Annotated in this window: 16 protein-coding genes; 10 read left to right on the forward strand and 6 right to left on the reverse strand. The window is 59.9% G+C overall.

Going from position 1 to position 17,175, the window contains the following annotated elements:
- Positions 1–35 precede the first annotated feature (35 nt).
- Positions 36–1,472, forward strand: a complete 1,437-nt coding sequence (locus BQ8794_RS10995; RefSeq protein WP_174654419.1) for an aldehyde dehydrogenase family protein — start codon at positions 36–38, stop codon at positions 1,470–1,472.
- A gap of 111 nt (positions 1,473–1,583) precedes the next feature.
- On the opposite strand, the gene BQ8794_RS11000 is transcribed toward BQ8794_RS10995, so the two are convergent.
- The 3 genes from BQ8794_RS11000 to BQ8794_RS11010 form a co-directional block, all read right to left on the reverse strand.
- Positions 1,584–2,924, reverse strand: a complete 1,341-nt coding sequence (locus BQ8794_RS11000) for a glucoamylase family protein (protein ID WP_077376843.1) — start codon at positions 2,922–2,924, stop codon at positions 1,584–1,586.
- 51 nt (positions 2,925–2,975) lie between these two features.
- The gene (locus BQ8794_RS11005; protein ID WP_077376846.1) at positions 2,976–3,728 is read right to left on the reverse strand and encodes an SDR family NAD(P)-dependent oxidoreductase; all 753 of its coding nucleotides are present in this window, start codon (positions 3,726–3,728) and stop codon (positions 2,976–2,978) included.
- A gap of 212 nt (positions 3,729–3,940) precedes the next feature.
- The gene (locus BQ8794_RS11010; RefSeq protein WP_077377462.1) at positions 3,941–4,870 is read right to left on the reverse strand and encodes a TIR domain-containing protein; all 930 of its coding nucleotides are present in this window, start codon (positions 4,868–4,870) and stop codon (positions 3,941–3,943) included.
- A 67-nt stretch (positions 4,871–4,937) separates the two neighbouring features.
- Between BQ8794_RS11010 and BQ8794_RS34615 the strand changes: the two genes are divergently transcribed.
- Together BQ8794_RS34615 and BQ8794_RS11015 are read left to right on the forward strand one after the other, a co-directional pair.
- Positions 4,938–5,330, forward strand: a complete 393-nt coding sequence (locus tag BQ8794_RS34615) for a hypothetical protein (RefSeq protein ID WP_143744525.1) — start codon at positions 4,938–4,940, stop codon at positions 5,328–5,330.
- Complete coding sequence (locus BQ8794_RS11015; RefSeq protein WP_077377466.1) at positions 5,327–6,589, forward strand: O-antigen ligase family protein; 1,263 nt, start codon at positions 5,327–5,329, stop codon at positions 6,587–6,589. The genes BQ8794_RS34615 and BQ8794_RS11015 overlap by 4 nt, the downstream gene beginning before the upstream one ends.
- Positions 6,590–6,729: 140 nt before the next feature.
- Here the strand turns inward: BQ8794_RS11015 and BQ8794_RS11020 are convergent, their stop codons facing one another.
- From BQ8794_RS11020 to BQ8794_RS11030, 3 genes are all read right to left on the reverse strand, one after another.
- On the reverse strand, positions 6,730–7,488 hold the full coding sequence (locus BQ8794_RS11020) for a class I SAM-dependent methyltransferase (protein WP_077376849.1): 759 nt from the start codon (positions 7,486–7,488) through the stop codon (positions 6,730–6,732).
- 202 nt (positions 7,489–7,690) lie between these two features.
- Complete coding sequence (locus tag BQ8794_RS11025) at positions 7,691–8,899, reverse strand: polysaccharide biosynthesis/export family protein (RefSeq protein WP_077377469.1); 1,209 nt, start codon at positions 8,897–8,899, stop codon at positions 7,691–7,693.
- A 172-nt stretch (positions 8,900–9,071) separates the two neighbouring features.
- Positions 9,072–9,746 (reverse strand): sugar transferase, encoded by a 675-nt coding sequence (locus tag BQ8794_RS11030; protein ID WP_023796749.1) that lies wholly within the window; start codon positions 9,744–9,746, stop codon positions 9,072–9,074.
- Positions 9,747–10,301: 555 nt separating this feature from the next.
- Between BQ8794_RS11030 and BQ8794_RS11035 the strand changes: the two genes are divergently transcribed.
- From BQ8794_RS11035 to BQ8794_RS11065, 7 genes are all read left to right on the forward strand, one after another.
- Complete coding sequence (locus BQ8794_RS11035) at positions 10,302–10,622, forward strand: exopolysaccharide production repressor exox (RefSeq protein WP_244554916.1); 321 nt, start codon at positions 10,302–10,304, stop codon at positions 10,620–10,622.
- Positions 10,623–11,043: 421 nt separating this feature from the next.
- On the forward strand, positions 11,044–12,057 hold the full coding sequence (locus tag BQ8794_RS11040) for a glycosyltransferase family 2 protein (RefSeq protein WP_077377471.1): 1,014 nt from the start codon (positions 11,044–11,046) through the stop codon (positions 12,055–12,057).
- Positions 12,058–12,321: 264 nt separating this feature from the next.
- Positions 12,322–12,720: a single stranded DNA-binding domain-containing protein gene (locus tag BQ8794_RS11045; protein ID WP_077376855.1), complete on the forward strand. Its 399-nt coding sequence runs from the start codon at positions 12,322–12,324 to the stop codon at positions 12,718–12,720.
- 146 nt (positions 12,721–12,866) lie between these two features.
- Complete coding sequence (gene exoK / locus BQ8794_RS11050; protein WP_077376858.1) at positions 12,867–13,736, forward strand: endo-1,3-1,4-beta-glycanase ExoK; 870 nt, start codon at positions 12,867–12,869, stop codon at positions 13,734–13,736.
- 61 nt (positions 13,737–13,797) lie between these two features.
- Positions 13,798–15,129, forward strand: coding sequence for a UDP-glucose dehydrogenase family protein (locus BQ8794_RS11055; protein ID WP_077376861.1), 1,332 nt, complete (start codon positions 13,798–13,800; stop codon positions 15,127–15,129).
- A 75-nt stretch (positions 15,130–15,204) separates the two neighbouring features.
- A complete protein-coding gene (locus BQ8794_RS11060; protein WP_077376864.1) occupies positions 15,205–16,665 on the forward strand; it encodes a GMC oxidoreductase in 1,461 nt (486 codons plus the stop codon).
- Positions 16,662–17,111, forward strand: coding sequence for a hypothetical protein (locus tag BQ8794_RS11065; protein ID WP_077376867.1), 450 nt, complete (start codon positions 16,662–16,664; stop codon positions 17,109–17,111). Before BQ8794_RS11060 ends, BQ8794_RS11065 begins: the two co-directional genes overlap by 4 nt.
- The last annotated feature ends 64 nt before the right edge of the window (positions 17,112–17,175 follow it).

Below are 17,175 nucleotides of genomic sequence, written 5' to 3' on the forward strand. Positions count from 1 at the left end.
GGCAATCGAAGGACGACAAGGAAGACAGCGACATGATCCCGTTTCGAAAGAACCTCATCGATGGCGAGTGGGTGGGCGATGCCGGCTCCCGCAACATCAACCCTTCCAATCTCGACGACTTGGTCGGTGAATATGCGTCGGGCGACGCCGAGCAGGCGCGGCAGGCCATCGCCGCGGCGAAAGCGGCATTTCCGGCGTGGTCCCGATCGGGCGTGCTGGCACGCCATGCGGTGTTGAGGAAGGCGTCGGACGAGATCACCGCGCGCAAGGATGAAATCGGCCGGGCGTTGGCGCGCGAGGAAGGCAAGACGCTGGTCGAGGGTATTGGCGAAACCGTGCGGGCCGCCCAGATCTTCGATTTCTTTGCGGGTGAGACGCTGCGCCTGTCGGGCGAGCTGGTTCCAAGCGTGCGGCCCGGGGTCGGTGTCGAGATCACACGCGAAGCGGTCGGCGTCGTCGGCATCATCACACCGTGGAATTTCCCGATCGCCATCCCGGCGTGGAAGATCGCTCCTGCCCTGGCCTACGGCAACACCATCGTCTTCAAGCCGGCCGAGCTGGTTCCGGAGAGCGCCTGGACCATTGTCGACATATTGCACCGCGCCGGCCTGCCTAAGGGTGTGCTCAATCTCGTCATGGGCAAGGGTTCGGTGGTCGGCCAGGCCATGCTCGACAGCCCTGACCTCAATGCCATCACCTTCACCGGCTCGGTCGGCACCGGCAAGCGCGTGGCCGCCGCCAGCGTCGAGCACATGCGCAAGTACCAGCTCGAAATGGGCGGCAAGAACCCGCTCGTCGTGCTCGACGATGCAGATCTTGCCGTCGCCGTCGACTGCGCGATCAATGGCGCATATTTCTCGACCGGCCAGCGCTGCACGGCGTCGTCCCGCCTGGTCGTGACGGACGGCATCCATGACCGCTTCGTCGATGCGATGAAAGATCGCCTAGCCAAGCTGGTTGTCGGCGACGCCCTCGATGCGAAAACCCAGATCGGACCCGTCGTCGACCAGAGCCAGTTGAAACAGGACGAAGACTATATCGCCATTGGCCGCCAGGAAGGCGCCGATCTCGCCTTCGGCGGCGAGCGGCTCGATCGCGAAACCCGCGGCTTCTACCTGCAACCGGCGCTGTTCACGCAAGCCACCAACGCCATGCGCATTTCACGCGAGGAGATTTTTGGGCCGGTCGCCAACGTCATCCGCGTCAAGGACTATGACGAGGCGCTGGCGGTAGCCAACGACACGCCGTTCGGGCTGACGTCGGGCATCTGCACCTCGAGCCTCAAGCACGCCACGCATTTCAAGCGCAACTCGGAGGCCGGCATGGTGATGGTCAATCTGCCGACGGCGGGCGTCGACTTCCACGTGCCTTTCGGCGGACGCAAGGGATCGAGCTATGGCCCGCGCGAGCAAGGCCGCTACGCAGCGGAATTCTACACTACGGTAAAGACCGCTTACACGTTCGCCGGCTAAGTAAATCAAGCCAAACGAAATCGAACGGCCTTCCCAGCAAGCGCGAGTTGCTGGGAAGGGCGAACGTCTTCGTGCCCGACACGACAGCGACAGCTGGGCAGTAGCCGTCATTCAGCAGGGGTCCTTGCGAGGAGTGCTCGCCGGCTGCGACAGCCAGCCGCCGCTGAACCCGGCCTTGCACAGGCCGCGACGGATATGCGGGCTCGACCGCATCAGGTCCCAGATCAGGCGCGAGCGGTGGTTTTCGATCATCAGCACGACGATGCCTTGGTCCAGTCCATAATGCGCATCCGATATCCAGCCGCTCGGCCCGAACTTCCGCCGGTTCGCCAGCGTCGGGTTGAAGCCGCTCGGCATCCTGAAACTGTCGACCACCTCAGGGTGGCGTTCTCTGAGGTGGCGCAGCGCCGGCAGGCAGATTTCAGGCGCGAAGGGCAGCGATGCGAGATACGACCACGGAGCGATCGTTCCGTCATCGGGGCCGAACGGTGCGCCGCGCGCCGCATAGCCGGAAAATTTGCGCGGCCGCCGCTCGATCCGCGCGCGGAATTTGCCGGGTCCGTCACCCGCTGAAAGTCCCCAAAGTGCTTCGCCGTAGCCGTCATAGCCAGAGGGGTTGTGCCGCGCGTAGTCCCGGTGAAGGTAGGTCGCGCGGCGGCTGTTTTCGAAATAATCCGAGTTCTTGTCCCGCATAAACGCATCCCGGATGCCATCGAAGTCAATCCAGGCATGCGAGAATTGGTGCATGAACAGCGGGCCGCCATAGAGCACGTCGTAGCCGTAGATGTTTTCCCACTGATATGTCGCCGTCCAGCCGGCATAGCTGTCGTCCGAGGCTGGCTTGTCGGGGGCGGCCATTGCCAGGACGTAAAGGATCGTCGCTTCGTTGTAGCCTTCCCAGCCATAGCGCAGAAAACCGCTCTTCGGCTTCCAGCCCTGTCGCAAGGTCGATCTGCTGCCTTGCATCCATCGCCAGTCGACGCGCCGGTAGAGCATTTCCGCCAGCTCGCGAATTTCGGTTTCGTCGTCAGTGTCGCCTGTGAAATAGGCGCCAGCCGCGAGCACGCCGGCCATCAGCAGCGCCGTGTCAACCACCGACAACTCGCATCGCCAGGCGCGCAGGCCGGTCCGCATGTCGAGGAAATGGTAGTAAAAGCCTTTGTGGCCGGTGACGTCGTCGCCATCGCCTTGCCGGCTGTTCCAGAAGAAGCGCAGTGCGGCAAGCGTCATCTTCACGGCTGCGTCTCGCGTTATCCAGCCGCGCTCGACCCCGACCGGATAGCAGGACAAGGCGAAGCCGACGACCGCGATGCTTGCCGGCCAATTGGGCCGCGAGGTGTCGGCGACCAGTCCGTTTTCCGGATTCACGGTTTCCAGAAAATAGCCGAAGGCGGCGCGCTGGAAGCGGTCGAGCAGTTCTTCGTCGGACAGTGGAGGTTCGACCCTAAGCAAACGACGTAAACTCCAGTCCGGCGGCCCTGGTGGTAGATCGCCCGATTTGCTTCAATAGGTTGCCCGGCCGCCGGAAACGTCGAAAACAGCAGCCGTCGTGAAGGAGCATTCCTCGGAAGCAATCCACGAGATCAGCGCCGCCACCTCCTCGACCTCGCCGAACCGCGCCATCGGTATCTTCGACAGCATGAAATCGATGTGCTGCTGGCTCATCTGCTGGAAGATCGCGGTGCGCACCGCCGCCGGCGTGACGCAGTTCACCGTCACCTTGGTCTTGGCCAGTTCCTTGCCCAGCGACTTGGTCAGGCCGATCACCGCCGCCTTGGAAGTGCTGTAGGCAGAGGCATTCGGGTTTCCCTCCTTGCCGGCGATGGAGGCGATGTTGACGATCCTACCGTAATTGCGCTCGAGCATGTGCGGTACCAGCGCCTTGTTGCAGAAGAAGACGCCGTTGATGTTGATGTCGATGACCCGGCGCCAATCCTCCACCGAATAGTCCCAGGTCGTCATGTTCGGTCCGGTGATGGCCGCGCTGGTGACCAGGATATCGACCGCGCCAAGGGCATCGATCGTCTGCCGGGCGGCCTGTGCGACCGCTTCGGGATCGGCGACGTCGACAGTCACGCCGTGCAAGTCGGCAATGACAGCCTTGGCCTGCTCGATCTGGGTGGAGTCGCGATCCCAGACGCAAACGCGCCCGCCCTCCTCTACGATTCTTTGCGCGACGGCCAGGCCGATGCCTGAGGCACCACCAGTGACCACGGCCGATCGTCCGGCAAACCGACCCGCAAAACTCATTGGCATATGGTCTTCCCTCATTTGCCCGTCCCGACGGGCGCTGGCGGCACCGCCGGCGGCGAATGTGAAGTCAACGGCGGAGAAGTCAAGCCGGGGACTGGAGCCTCGAACAGGTTCATCGCGGGCCAGGAGCGGCGGTTGAGAGCCGCTCTTGGCTACGACATGTCCATTCGATGCTGGGGCTGCCGTCGCTGCAAGGCGACTTCCACGCGCACAGTTCAAACGTTCTTGATCGACTTCCAATGGCTCAGCCGCTCCGCGATCAGCTCCACTCGTCGCTGGTTGTCGCGCCCGTCCAGGATGCTCAAGTCCTCCGGTTCTGCGCGCAAGTAGACGCCTGAGGTGCGTGCGTTCAGTTTTGGCTGTGTGTCGGCGCGTGTGGTAAAGTACCCGGACGCGCGATCGGCGGACTCCAGCCGGATCTCTCCCGTCCCGTACAACTGCGACGCGTTCGCATCCAAGGGCCGTTCTCCATTCCAAAAGTAAAAGATGCCGGCAGGCTCCTTTCTCTCCTTTACCGCCTCGCTCCAGTATCTGGCTGACAGACTGCCATTCTCTTGCCACGAGCGGCCGGCCAACTCCAACGCACCATCGCGGTCTCGCGAAATACGCAGGAGGCTCACGGCGGACGGTTCCTTTACGGTCCGCTCCGACAGGGAAAACTGCCACCAAAGGCCCTCTATTCGGGCGACGCGGCCTTCATTTTCAATAGCTTTTCGCAGCTTTTGGTTGACCGCTCTCATCTCCGCGGCGGTCGTCGCTTCGCCATACCTCACGGATGTCAGGCCCAGGAGATCGCTTGGAAGCTTGGAACCGTTGGCATGGAGGATAAACGTTCGGCGCATTCCAAGGACTCCGCCAAAAAGGCCGGCTTCGAAGACGACATTGTCTCGCGGAGAAGCTTGAGCGGATACAGGAGCAGATGATGCTGGCAGGCTTACACTCGTCCAGTCGTCCTGGGCGAAGACGAAAGCGGCGAAGTCGACCTCACGCGTAAGCTCGAGGAGGCGCCCCAGGGTGGTTGTCCCCGGATTGAAGGACGTCGTCCAGGGTTCCACATGCGCGATCTCTTCAAGACCGCGTGTCAGCGCCTGCAGCAGTTTTTTCTGCTTCCCCGACGAGCCCAGGAAGATTCGAGGTTTGTCCATCCGTTGCTCCAACCCAGCAGATCGGGGACGACCAGCGCCTGCCAATTGTTGGTGTGGCCATCGTCTGGTGGCCCCCGAGATAGCGTACGCGGAGGGCCTCATTCATTGCAACGGATGCAACGAATGCCGACTGCTATTTTTCGGTCCGGTGCTGAAAGAACTGCAAAAACAGTTCCGCGCGGTGGTGATGCCGAGCCTCTCGTTAAATGCGGCGGCGATGGTTTTTGACGGCGCCGAAAGCGATGCCCAGCCCTGCGCCGGATGTTCGGTTCTTGCCGCACGCACCGTCTGTCGTGGCCTTTTGCCGCCGTCCGGGGGCGCCTTAGGACTGTTTTTGCCTCATTTGGGTGACACGCTGCGGGGCATGGGTTATATTGCACTGCACAATAGAAGCGTTCGCGCATGGCGCGGCGGCGAATCGGCATTGAACTGCATGGACGGGAATTCGCTACCGAGATGAAGATTCCAAAATCTCTGTTGGTCGACCCGGAGAAGAGCACGGTCTACGGCGCATTTGCTGTTGCCCTCTCCATTTGGGCGTTCTCCTACTCCTCGGTTTTCGGCCCGATCCTGATCTTGGCCTATTATGCGGTCTGGCTTCCCCTGGTTCTGGTAGACTACCGGCGGCTGTTGCGACATGCCTCCAGCGCGTGGCTGCCGTTGGCGTTTGCATTCTATGTCTGCCTCTCGGTGTTCTGGTCGGATGCCCCCGGCATCACGTTGAGGACGTCAATCCAGTATTGCTCCCATATCGCCTGCGCCTACATCGCCGCGCGCACCGTCAGCGTCCGGACATTGACGATAGGCTCACTGATAGGGATTTTTGTCGTCCTGCTCTATTCACTCAAGGTCGGGGGATATTCCTATGATATGCTCGACGGGACGTACAATTTCGTCGGCGCATTCAGCTCCAAGAACCAGCTCGGCTTTGTCGCCTCCCTTGGCATCTATTTTTGCATTGTCTTCCTGGTCTTTCTCAGGCGCGGCCGGATAAGCTTTATCCTGACGGCGCCCATCTTCGTCCTATCGGCCTATCTGCTGATCATGGCGCATTCCGCCACCTCGACGGCTTCGATACCGGCAGTTCTCGCTCTGGTGGCTCTGCTTGCCATGGCCAAGAAGCTTCCACTCCGCTACCGACGGGTGATTTTCGTTGTCGGCGCATGCGGGCTGGTCGTGGTCACCGCGGTTGCCTTTGCAGGACTTCTGGATTTCGTCCTTGGCGCCTTCGGAAAGGATTCCACGCTCACCGGACGGACCTATCTCTGGGAGCAGGGCTGGGAAGCGGCGCAGCAAGCGCCGATCCTCGGCGTCGGCTACGCGGCCTATTGGGTGCAGGGGTTCGCCGAGGCCGAGCGGCTTTGGAACGAATTCTACATCACCACCCGAAGCGGCTTCCACTTCCACAACACCTATATCGAAGCCCTCGTCGAGCTAGGTTATGTCGGGGCGACGCTGATGTCGCTGATCATCGTGCGCACGCTATGGGGCCATATATCGGCCCTGATATTCAGGACATGGCAAGCCGAGTCGGTGATTCTTGGCGGCGTGATGGTGCTTCTGCTCATCCGGTCCTTCGTTGAGATCGACACCTTCAACCCCTACATCATGGGCTCCTTCCTCCTGTATTACAGCTACTTCAGGCTGGTCAGGGTGCATGTCGCCCGTCCCCGATGGACCGCGGCCGACCTCGCGGAACCAGAAACTGCGGGGCGCTAAGCAAAGGGCTAAAATATTACCCTGATTTTTGGTGCCGCGCACAAAAACGCCGCCTGACAGCGCCAAGGCCAAGCAATCATTTCATTTCATCTCACAGGCAGCAGGCGAGCCTCGCCCGAGTTGGGTTTGCTGCCTATTGATCAGGCCCTGAGGGTCAGGAGCGCATACCATGCGAACCGCTTCACAAAGGGAAGCGTCAAAAGTACTGAATCGACAGCTTTGCCAACTTTGTAGACGGTCTCCGAGATGGTTCGCGGCATCAGCGCGCTTCCTACGGAGCACAGGCCGAAATAGTCCACCTGGACATTGCTGAAATAGCGGCGGGCCAAAGCGAAGTCCGAAATTAGCAAGGGATGTTCATCAGCGGTGCGGATGAGGGGTGTCCGATTTCTGTAGGCATTCAGGAGCGGATTGTGTCCCATCGGCTCGTAGAAGGACGCCACGCCGTTCGGCTTCAGGACACGGACCACATCGGAAAAACACCGGTCCAGGTCCAGGTGATGGATGATCCCGCGTCCATACACCAGGTCGAACTTGTTGTCCTCGAACGACATGGCTTCCGCATTCATCGCCAGGAATGTAGCGTTCGTGCTTCCAAGCGTGCTCGCCCGTTCGTTCGCCTTGTTTACTGCTACATCCGAAATATCAATCCCCGTCAGAGATCGGCAAAGATCGGGCAGGTGCAGGGAATGCAGAGACCACCCCCCATCGGAGCAACCGTACTCGAGCACGTCTGCGTTTTTCGAAAGCCGTTTTATCTGCTCGTCTTGACGTTCAGCGCCGTGACGAATTGTTCGATACCACTTGTCCAGGCTTCCTCTTGGATCCTCCTCCTGACTGAATCTGAGATTGTGAAATTCTCTTTCTCGACTGACGATTTCGTCCCTTTCACTGTGCATGACGCGTCCTCCTCGGATTCAAGTTGCAACTAAAGCACAACATCTTCTTGCGCTGTAATTACTCACGTCCCGAGTTGGCGGTAGGCTAGCCTGTCGGGCAGCGAGCACAGTGTCGACGAGTTCAAGGTCGAACTCGTCCGGGTCGAACTCCTTGCAGATCGAATCTGTACGGCGCGGTCGGATCGGCCGATCGCTCCAATGCCTACTGGCTTGCCATCGGCACCAGCTTCACCTTGATCACGTCCCCGGGCAGCACGGGCGTATCTTCGCTGGCAGCGATTTCGCTGGTCTTGCCGTCGACAACCCGAACCAGGCCAAACGACATCGTTGGCTCTTCGCCGTCGCGGTAGCGTTGTAGCGCCGGGCTCCCCGACATGGCTTCGGCCATCAGGCCGGTGTGCATGTTCATCTTGAGCATTGTTTCGCTGAGATCGGCTTCTGCTTGTTGCCGGCCGGTGGCGAGATCCGCATTCTGGGTGTTCTCCAGGTCGATGGCGTCCTGGTCGGCCTTGCTGATCGACTGCCTGGCGGTGAGGATAGCCGTTTCGTAATCCAGGATTTTTCCTTCCAGGTCGGCGATCGTTTGCTGCGAAGTCAGAACCCGAGTGTTGACGACAAGGCCCTTTTGCGCAAGCGAACCGATGCCGCTGAGCTGTCCCTTTGCCAGGTCGACCTGCCGCTGCTGGTTGACGATCTTTTTCTGCAGCGAATCGATCTCGCTCTGCAGAAGCTTCTTCAAATCGTCGAGCGCCTGAAGGCGCAGTTTGAGGTTCTTTTGATCGGCCGTCAGGATCGCCATCTCGTCGGCAACGATGCTTGCCAGCTTCGGATCCTCGGCTAGCTCCTTCGGCACGTCGAATGTCGGCTTGTCGGCGATCTCCGCTTCGATGCGCGCGCGCCGAACGATCAGTCGGACCCGTTGGTCCTGGAGAACGTCAAACTCGCCCTTGGCGTTGATTATGTCGCGGGCGTACCGCTGTCCTTCGGGGGCCCGCCGGACGCCGCCGGCGATGCTCATCGCCCTCAGGACGGTCAGGCCGGGCACGTAGGGATACTGGCCCGGCGTCTGGACCTCCCCGGAAATGTAGAACGGCCTGTACTGCGCCATTTCGACGGAGGCTTCCGGCCGGTCGGCCAGAGCGAGCTTGCGCTGGAGCGCCTGGCTGATCGCTGCCGCGATCTCGGATGTGGTCTTGCCGGATGCCGGCATTTCGCCGGCGAACGGCACGGACAATGTTCCAGACGGGCCGACCGTGTATTCTCCGTTGACGGCCGTCCAGTCGCGGAACGTGCCTTCAACGGTCTGCCATTCGGCCACGCGGATGGTCAGCTTGTCCTGGGATCCAAGCCGGTACTCGTCGGCCGCGGCGAGTTGGGGAATGGCGAGCGCCAGCGCGAGGCAAGTGGTCATAAGCCGCATCCGTCGCATGCGATTGCTAACCGTGCCGGCCCAGGAGATGTCGAAGATGTTTGTTTTCAACTGTCCGTTTTCCGATTCGCTTTAGCCCGGCCCGATGAAGCTTGCTGCAGAATGCTTGGCGTCTGGACAGTCACTCCTCCGCACACAACCGGCTCCCGGCCGGTCAATAGCAGCCTCGCGACATCCAGACGGCAGGTACGGTCTTGATGATGATGCGAATGTCCTCGAACAGCGACCAGTTCTCGACATAGTGGCGATCGAATGCGACGCGGCTGTCATAGGAAACGTCATTGCGGCCGCTGACCTGCCAGAGCCCGGTCAGGCCAGGGCGCGATTTCAGGTAATAGACGGCCGAACTGCCATAGATTTCGAGCTCGTCGCGCACCACCGGGCGAGGACCGACAAGGCTCATGTCACCCTGCAGGATATTGATGATCTGCGGCAGTTCATCGAGGCTGAGCTTCCTCAGCACGGCCCCGACGCGCGTGACGCGTGGATCGTTCTTGAGCTTGCGGGTGGCTATCCATTCGGCCTTGGCTTCCGGGTTGGCGGCAAGGTATGCCGCCAGCACCTGTTCGCCATTCTGTACCATAGTGCGAAACTTGAGGCACGGGAAAATCCGTCCTCCCCGCCCGATCCGGCTGTGACCGTAGAAAATCGGGCCGCCGTCGGAAAACTTGACAAGCAGCGCGACCATCACAAACAGCGGACTGAGAGCAACCAGGCCAATCAGTGAACCGGCGATATCGAAGCTGCGTTTAAGCAGGCCGCCGATTGGTGGAAAGTCGATACCGGCCTGCGGAAAATTCGCGTCGGCCGGCTTGGCTACGTCCCTCATGCGTAAACTCCATACGTTGAACGGATGGTTTGCCGCACGATATCAAAAAAATGCTGCAGCGCAACACACAATTCCTTGAGCGCCTGAAATAATCACGTCATGCATTGGTTAAATAATAAACCGATCCTGCGCAAATTTTGGCCTTTTATGGCGCGTTCGTGACAAATTATGGGCAATCTTGAAAAATTCAGTACCTTTATGAGGCTGATTTTGGGCGTATCGCTCTTTGTGCCGCGTGGTTGAGAAATATCGTGCTGTAGCTTTGTAAAATATATAGCGCTGTTATAGTAAAATACTGGTTAATATTGTTGCTCTTACTGGAGTGAGTCCATACCGGGTCATTGGTCATGATACCGGGGTGTGCGTCGCAACATGGCAGAGTCGATCCCCCGAACTTATCCAAAATAATTTGCGGTTGGCCTTGCCCGCTATTGCACACTTTAATAGAGTCGCAAATTGTTTCTGTCAGAGTATGGACAGCGTGGGAAGGCCGGAAGCAACCGGCTAAAAAAGCGGGTGGCCTCGACAAGCTCGCATGGCGAAGGGAGGCTCGGGGTGGTCAATCATCGATTTTTGCCCGAGCAGGTTGACGGGCTGTCGGGTATGTCGCTACCAAAATTCATTATTGGCATGATTTTCGCGATGGCGATCGTGGTCGCCTGGTCTTATCTCGACGGCGCTTCGCTAGGCACAACGCTTTTTCGCGCTATAGCCTGCGCCATTGTCATTCAACTGGGCTACTTTCTGCTCGTTTTCGCCATGGTTGCCAGAAATACCCCGACGTCGGCGGATAAGATTCGCGACGCCGAACGAAGGCTGAGTTCGACCGAAGCGGCCGATGGCGAGAAGTTCGGTGCCCGGAGAAGCCTCCACTGACCTGACGGCAGGTAGCGTCGGCCAGGTCCCTGGCGGACTGCTCGCCCGACAGCATCCTGGGCAACCGGCTTGCGGATTTCCCCTTCAGGCTCGGATCGTCTGACTCAGCCACCACTGCCTAAACTCTGTCGATCGACCTGGTGTTCAGCGACTCGAGTGCGCTGACGCCCCATCCAGAATGGGCAGGGACGGTGTGCGAAGCGGCCCGCCTATTCGCTGGCATTTCACCGCCCGTTGATTTGCGCCATGACGACACCGAAAGGAAAGACTGGACGGACCGAATGATTTTAACGATGCTTCGCACTCGCAGCATAGCGCCGGCTGATGTTTCGTACAGCCGCAGTCAGTGAGAACGAGAGCTGCATTGGACATCAAAGGGGGAGAAAATTCGGAGCTACCTGTGCAGTCGAGAGGCGAATTGGTGACAGAACCGGAAGTCTGCGTGATCATCGCCGCCCGCAACGCGGCGCGGACAATTGCGGTTGCCATCGCTTCGGCCTTGCGCGAGCCGGAGGTGGGCGAAGTCGTCGTCGTCGATGACGCCTCCACTGACGATACCGCGAAAGTCGCTCGGGCGGCCGACGATGGCAGCGGCAGGCTTTCCGTCATCCGGCTCGACGTCAACGGCGGTCCTTCCTTCGCCCGCAACGCCGCGATCGCCAGTTCCAAATCGCCGTTCATCAGCATTCTGGACGCCGACGATTTTTTTCTCGAGGGCAGATTTCGCGAGTTGTTCGCCAGCGCCGATTGGGATTTCGCTGCCGACAACATCATGATGATCAGGGACGATGCGGCGACCGACGTTTCGAAAATCACCGCTCCGCGGTTTTCGGCCGATCCGGAATTTCTCGATTTCGAGCGCTTCATCGAAGGCAACATCTCCAGTCGTCGTGTGCAGAGAGGTGAGTTGGGTTTCCTCAAACCGGTGATCAGCCGCGCTTTTCTGGACCGGCATGGGCTGCGCTATGACGAAAACCTGCGGTTGGGCGAAGACTATGAACTCTACGCGCGCGCGGTTGCTTGCGGGGCGCGCTTCAAGGTCATCAGGTCCTGCGGCTACGGCGCGATCGTTCGCGCGGATTCGCTGAGCGGTCAGCACAAGACGCAGGATCTCAAGCGTCTGGCCGACGCGGATCTGGCGCTGCTGGCGATCGACAGTTTGCCGGAAGGCTCCAAGGCGATGCTCAGAAAGCACGAACGGCAGGTGCGCGACAAATATCGGTTGCGAAACTTCCTCGACGTGAAGAACGAGAAAGGGCTGACAGCGGCTGCGGCCTACGCCCTGGCCAGCCAATCCAATCTCATCCCCATCGTTCGCGGCGTGGCCGCCGACAAGCTGGATGCGCTGTTTCGCCGCGCCGGCTTTGGCTCGAAACAGCCTGTGCCGCCGCGGCGCTTTCTCATGGCCGCAACCAGCCCGGTCGGCGAGGCTTGAGCTGGTCCGCCGGCGCCATGCCAATCATGTCAACAGGTCCTTACCCTGCCTCAAAGCGATGCGAATTTCCGATTCGCCGCACTAGGTGGTTGCCTACTCGCTTTGGGGATGGCATGTATGTTGCGGTGCAGCAATTTTGATTGGCTGTTTGAATCGGCCGAAAATGTCCGCCTGTCAGAGGAGCGGGACGATGCGACAAGAACTTTTTTGGCCCGGCCGGGCACAAGGGATAGCTTAGGCCGGCTATGACAGGAAACTGAGCGCATGGCCTCGATATTTGGCTTCAGATCAAGGGATCCGGCTCGAGATAGGCAGACCGATATCTCGCGCCTTGACCGCCTGGCAAAGCTGCTTGACCAGATCGCAGCCGAGATCGAGGCGGAGAAAAACGGGCTTGAGAATCGCTACCGGACAAAGGCCACCAACGCCGCCTTCCTGGTCGAGGCGATGGAAAATGGCGCGGCCTCCCCCAGCAGATCCTCCGAGGTCAGCGAACTGACGAAGTCGATCCTGAATTACGAGCGGCGCATCGCGGCGCTCGCCCGCCAGAACGAATTGATGAAGGGTCTCCGGCATTCGCTGGATGCTATCTTCGACGAAAGCGCCCAGCCTAGCTCGACCACCAAGGCTGATTTCGCCAACCCGGCCGCCGGCGCGGGGTGAAATTTCAAAGATCCTGGGTGGCGCCACTGGGCAACAACCAGGCAACCGGAGAAGCTACCGGCAGAAGGTCAAGGTCAGCTCGTTTCGTCATGGTTTTGAACATCGACTTTGGGTTGGGGGGGCGCACAGCACAAGGTGAGTTTGGTATGAACGCGGATTCGAAAAGCACGTCCACCCCGGCAACCGGCGACCGGCCGTTCACGCAATTGAGGAGGCAACGGAAACTGAGGCAGCTATGTTCGGGCGGTGCGTTTCTGCTGGTCGCACTCGGCAGCCTGGTTGCGGGCCCGACCCCTTCCCGTTCGCAGGACATCCCGACTGCGCCATCGTTCGTAGATGATTTCACCAGCTTCGACCGGGCGCGTTGGTACATTGCCGACGGCTGGGCGAACGGCAAGTATCAGAACTGCATCTGGTCCAAAAGACAGGTCAAGCTTTCCGATGGCATGCTGACGCTCGGTTTCGAAAAGCAGAAAGTGAAGGATCGCGACTTTGCCTGCGGCGAGGTCCAATCCAAGCAGCGCTTCGGCTATGGCACCTATGAGGCGCGGCTGAAAACCGATTCGGGCTCTGGCATCAACGCCTCCTTCTTCACCTACATCGGCCCCACCGATAAGCAGCCGTGGGATGAAATCGACTTCGAGGTGCTGACCAAGGACACCTCCAAAGTGCAGGTCAACGCCTACATCGCCGGCAAGGGCAATAACGAGAAAGTGGTGGATGTAGCTGGCGGCACGGACAAGGCTTTCAACGATTACGCCTTCGTCTGGGAGAAGGACCGGCTGCGCTGGTACGTCAATGGCGAGCTGGTGAACACGATCACCGATCCGGCAAAGCTGCCCAGCCATGCGCAAAAGATATTTTTTAGCCTCTGGGGCAGCGACACGATGAAGGAATGGCTGGGGCCGTTTTCGGATCCGGGTCGCAAGCTTACCTTGCAAGTGGATCGCGTCGCATTCACGGCGCTCGGCCAGCCATGCCAGTTTCCGGAATCGCTGGCATGCAGCATTAAGTAAAGACCAATCTGAACCGGCCGGGCCGAAAGCGCTCCGAAGTCTTGAACAGGAATGAAATCACATGAATTTGACGGTCTTTGGAATCGGCTATGTCGGTCTGGTGCAGGCGGCGGTGCTTGCCGAAGTCGGCCATCAGGTAGTATGCGTCGACATCGACGTGAAAAAGGTGGAGCGGCTCAATCAGGGCCTCATCCCGATTTTCGAGCCCGGGCTCGAAAACCTCGTCAAGGAGAACCATGCGGCCGGCCGCATCAAGTTCACCACCGACGCCGCGGCCGCCGTCAAGCATGGCCAGATCCAGATGATCGCTGTCGGCACGCCTCCGGGCGAGGATGGTTCGGCCGACCTCAAATATGTGCTGGCCGTTGCCGAGGCCATCGGCCGGGAGATGGCCGCGCCCAAGATCGTCGTCGGCAAGTCGACCGTGCCGGTCGGCACCTGCGAAAAGATAAAGGCCAGGATCGCCGCGACGCTGAAGGCGCGGGGCCGCGAGGATCTGACTTTCGACGTCGCCTCCAATCCGGAATTCCTCAAGGAAGGCTCCGCGGTGGCCGACTGCATGAAGCCCGACCGCATCATCGTCGGCACCGGCAGCGAGGACACCGAGGCGGTGTTGCGCGAGCTTTACGCTCCCTTCAACCGCAACCACGAGAAGATGATCGTGATGGATGTGCGCAGCGCCGAGTTCACCAAATACGCGGCCAATTGCATGCTGGCGACCAAGATCAGCTTCATGAACGAAATGGCCAATTTGGCCGAGGAACTCGGCGCCGACATCGAGGAGGTCCGCAAGGGCATCGGCAGCGATCCGCGCATCGGCTACCACTTCATCTATCCGGGCCTCGGCTATGGCGGCTCGTGCTTCCCCAAGGATGTGCGCGCCCTGATCAAGACCGCCGAAGGCGTCAAATTCGATGCCAAGCTGCTGCGCGCCGTCGAGGAACGCAACAACGAACAGAAATCGGTCCTGTTCGATAAGGTGAACCGCTATTTCAAGGGCAATCTGAAGGGCAAGACTTTTGCGCTGTGGGGCCTGGCCTTCAAGCCCAATACCGACGACATGCGCGAGGCGCCGGCTCGGGTTCTCATGGAAGCGCTCTGGAAGGCCGGCGCCAAAGTGCAGGCTTACGATCCCGAGGCGATGCAGGAATGCCAGGCCATCTACGGACTGCGCGAGGATCTGCTCTTGTGCGGGACCAAGGAGGCAGCACTGCGTGGCGCCGATGCGCTCATGATCGCCACCGACTGGAAGACCTTCCAGGCGCCGTCGTTCGACGCGATCAAGGATGCGCTGTCCACGCCGATCATCTTCGACGGCCGAAACCTCTACGATCCCAAGGTCATCACTCGCTACGGCATCGAATATCACTCGATCGGCAGGATGGCGGCGTGAGATCATGCGAGAACGGCCGGCTGGGGCACCAAGGAAGCTGATGAACGCGCTCGTATCAACAAAGGGTTTTATCTGATGGTGCTGGGCATCAGGCCGGAACAGATCGCCAACGAGCATTTCGACCTTGTCGCCATCGGTTCCGGCTTCGGTTCGGCCTTCTTCCTGCATGCGTTCGCCAAGCAGCGAAAGGCACGCATTCTGGTTCTGGAATGGGGCCGCCACAACACACATGAATGGCAGCTCGAGCAGAACGTCAACACCGACATCGAGGACGAGACCACCTACAAGACCAACTCTGACAAGCCGTGGAACTATACCATCGGATTGGGTGGCGGAACGAATTGCTGGTTCGCTCAGACGCCGCGCTTTCATCCGAACGACTTCAGGCTGAAAAGCCTCTACGGCGTCGGTAACGATTGGCCGATCAGCTATGACGAGCTCGAGCCGTTCTACTGCGATGCAGAGGACGTCATGTCGATTTCGGGCGACCCCGACATGGCGGCGATGATGCCGCGTTCCAGGCCATTTCCCCAGCCACCGCATCACATGTCGACGCCGGACCGGATGATGAAAACGGCGCAGCCGGACCAGCATTTTGTCATGCCGACAGCCCGGGCGCGCGTGCCGACTGCGCAGCGGTCTTCGTGCTGCGCCAACTTGCGATGCGGATTATGTCCGGTCGATGCCAAATTCACCGCCAACAATGGCCTGATGCACGTCTTCGAGCATCCCGACGTTTCGGTCTGCCTTGGCGCTGAAGTGCGCCGGCTCGACCATATCGGCGGTTCGGTCCGTTCGGTCGCCTTCGTGCATGAGGGCAAGGAATATTCGGTCAGCGGCGATCTTTTCATATTGGGTGCCAATGCCATCCAGAGCCCGGCGATCATGTTGCGGTCCGGCCTGTCGGGCGAATTCGTCGGGCGCGGCCTGCACGAATCCTACGGATGGAACTTCGAAGCCTATCTCGACGGTGTCGATAATTTCGACGGAAGCACCATCACCACCGGCTTGAATTTCGGCCTTTATGACGGCGCTCACAGATCAGACCATGCGGCGGCGCTGGTCTATTTCGAAAACCGCTGGCAGCACGGGATGCGCCCCGAAAAGGGACGTGTCCGTCAGACGCTTCCCCTCATCATTGTTACCGAAGACCTGCTCGACCCGGAAAATCTCGTGATTCTCGACGAGGATGAAAACGCCTTTGTCAGTTTCGCGGGAGCATCCGACTATGCCGTCAAGGGCATGGCGCGGGCAAAGGAGAAATTGGCGGCGCTTCTGGCGCCGCTGCCGGTCGAAGAGATCTTCGATCGCGGCATCCGGCGCACCGAGTCGCATGTCCAGGGCACGTTGCGGATGGGCTCGAGCCCGGCCGATTCGGTCGTCGATCGGGACATGATCCACCATCAGCTCAGGAACCTGGTTGTCGTCGGCTCGAGCACATATCCAAGCTGCTCCTGCGCCAACCCGAGCCTGACGGCGGCGGCCCTCTCCCTGCGGGCGGCTAGTCGGATAGCAGGAAAGGAAATGGCCGGATGATCAAGGTTTCGCGACGCGCGGCACTGGCCATCATGGCTGGCGGAGTTGCTTCGACCGGCATCGCCTACGCCACCGTTTCCTCGCTTTCGGACGAGGACCTGGTGCGCGTCACGCTCGAAAGATATTTCGGCAGGCTGAACATGCGCATCGAGCATTTGCAGCAGTTCGTCCTGGAATTCCAGAAGCGGAACCCCTGGATATTTCCGAACACAAAGCTGGGCGATGCTGTCACTCTGCTTGAGGCGCTGAAATTGGGCGCCGCCCGCCGGTTTCTGCCCGAACAGAAAAAAGAGGATCTGAGACATTTCGACCGCTGGGTCATTGCCGAGTTCCATATGCTGACCGACTACGCCCGGCGCAGTTCGCCAGCCGACCCGGTCCGGTTCACCGGATGGCAGCCATGCACCAATCCGTTCGCCAATTTAGAGACGCAGCAGGATGTTTGAAGCGGGTCGCAAGCCGTAATAGCCGTGCGAGCCCGTAAACTTGAGAATGCGACAAGGAGCCGAA

The sequence above is a fragment of the Mesorhizobium prunaredense genome, assembly GCF_900156895.1.
In the GTDB taxonomy this organism is placed as follows: Bacteria; Pseudomonadota; Alphaproteobacteria; order Rhizobiales; family Rhizobiaceae; genus Mesorhizobium; species Mesorhizobium prunaredense.

Excerpts from the sequence above, each read along its gene's own strand:
- BQ8794_RS11005 (WP_077376846.1), bottom strand. The coding sequence starts at position 3,728 with ATGCCAATGAGTTTTGCGGGTCGGTTTGCCGGACGATCGGCCGTGGTC.
- BQ8794_RS11010 (WP_077377462.1), bottom strand. The coding sequence starts at position 4,870 with ATGGACAAACCTCGAATCTTCCTGGGCTCGTCGGGGAAGCAGAAAAAA.
- BQ8794_RS11015 (WP_077377466.1), top strand. The coding sequence starts at position 5,327 with ATGAAGATTCCAAAATCTCTGTTGGTCGACCCGGAGAAGAGCACGGTC.
- BQ8794_RS11020 (WP_077376849.1), bottom strand. The coding sequence starts at position 7,488 with ATGCACAGTGAAAGGGACGAAATCGTCAGTCGAGAAAGAGAATTTCAC.
- BQ8794_RS11025 (WP_077377469.1), bottom strand. The coding sequence starts at position 8,899 with ATGACCACTTGCCTCGCGCTGGCGCTCGCCATTCCCCAACTCGCCGCG.
- BQ8794_RS11030 (WP_023796749.1), bottom strand. The coding sequence starts at position 9,746 with ATGAGGGACGTAGCCAAGCCGGCCGACGCGAATTTTCCGCAGGCCGGT.
- BQ8794_RS11045 (WP_077376855.1), top strand. The coding sequence starts at position 12,322 with ATGGCCTCGATATTTGGCTTCAGATCAAGGGATCCGGCTCGAGATAGG.
- exoK (WP_077376858.1), top strand. The coding sequence starts at position 12,867 with ATGAACGCGGATTCGAAAAGCACGTCCACCCCGGCAACCGGCGACCGG.
- BQ8794_RS11055 (WP_077376861.1), top strand. The coding sequence starts at position 13,798 with ATGAATTTGACGGTCTTTGGAATCGGCTATGTCGGTCTGGTGCAGGCG.
- BQ8794_RS11060 (WP_077376864.1), top strand. The coding sequence starts at position 15,205 with ATGGTGCTGGGCATCAGGCCGGAACAGATCGCCAACGAGCATTTCGAC.
- BQ8794_RS11065 (WP_077376867.1), top strand. The coding sequence starts at position 16,662 with ATGATCAAGGTTTCGCGACGCGCGGCACTGGCCATCATGGCTGGCGGA.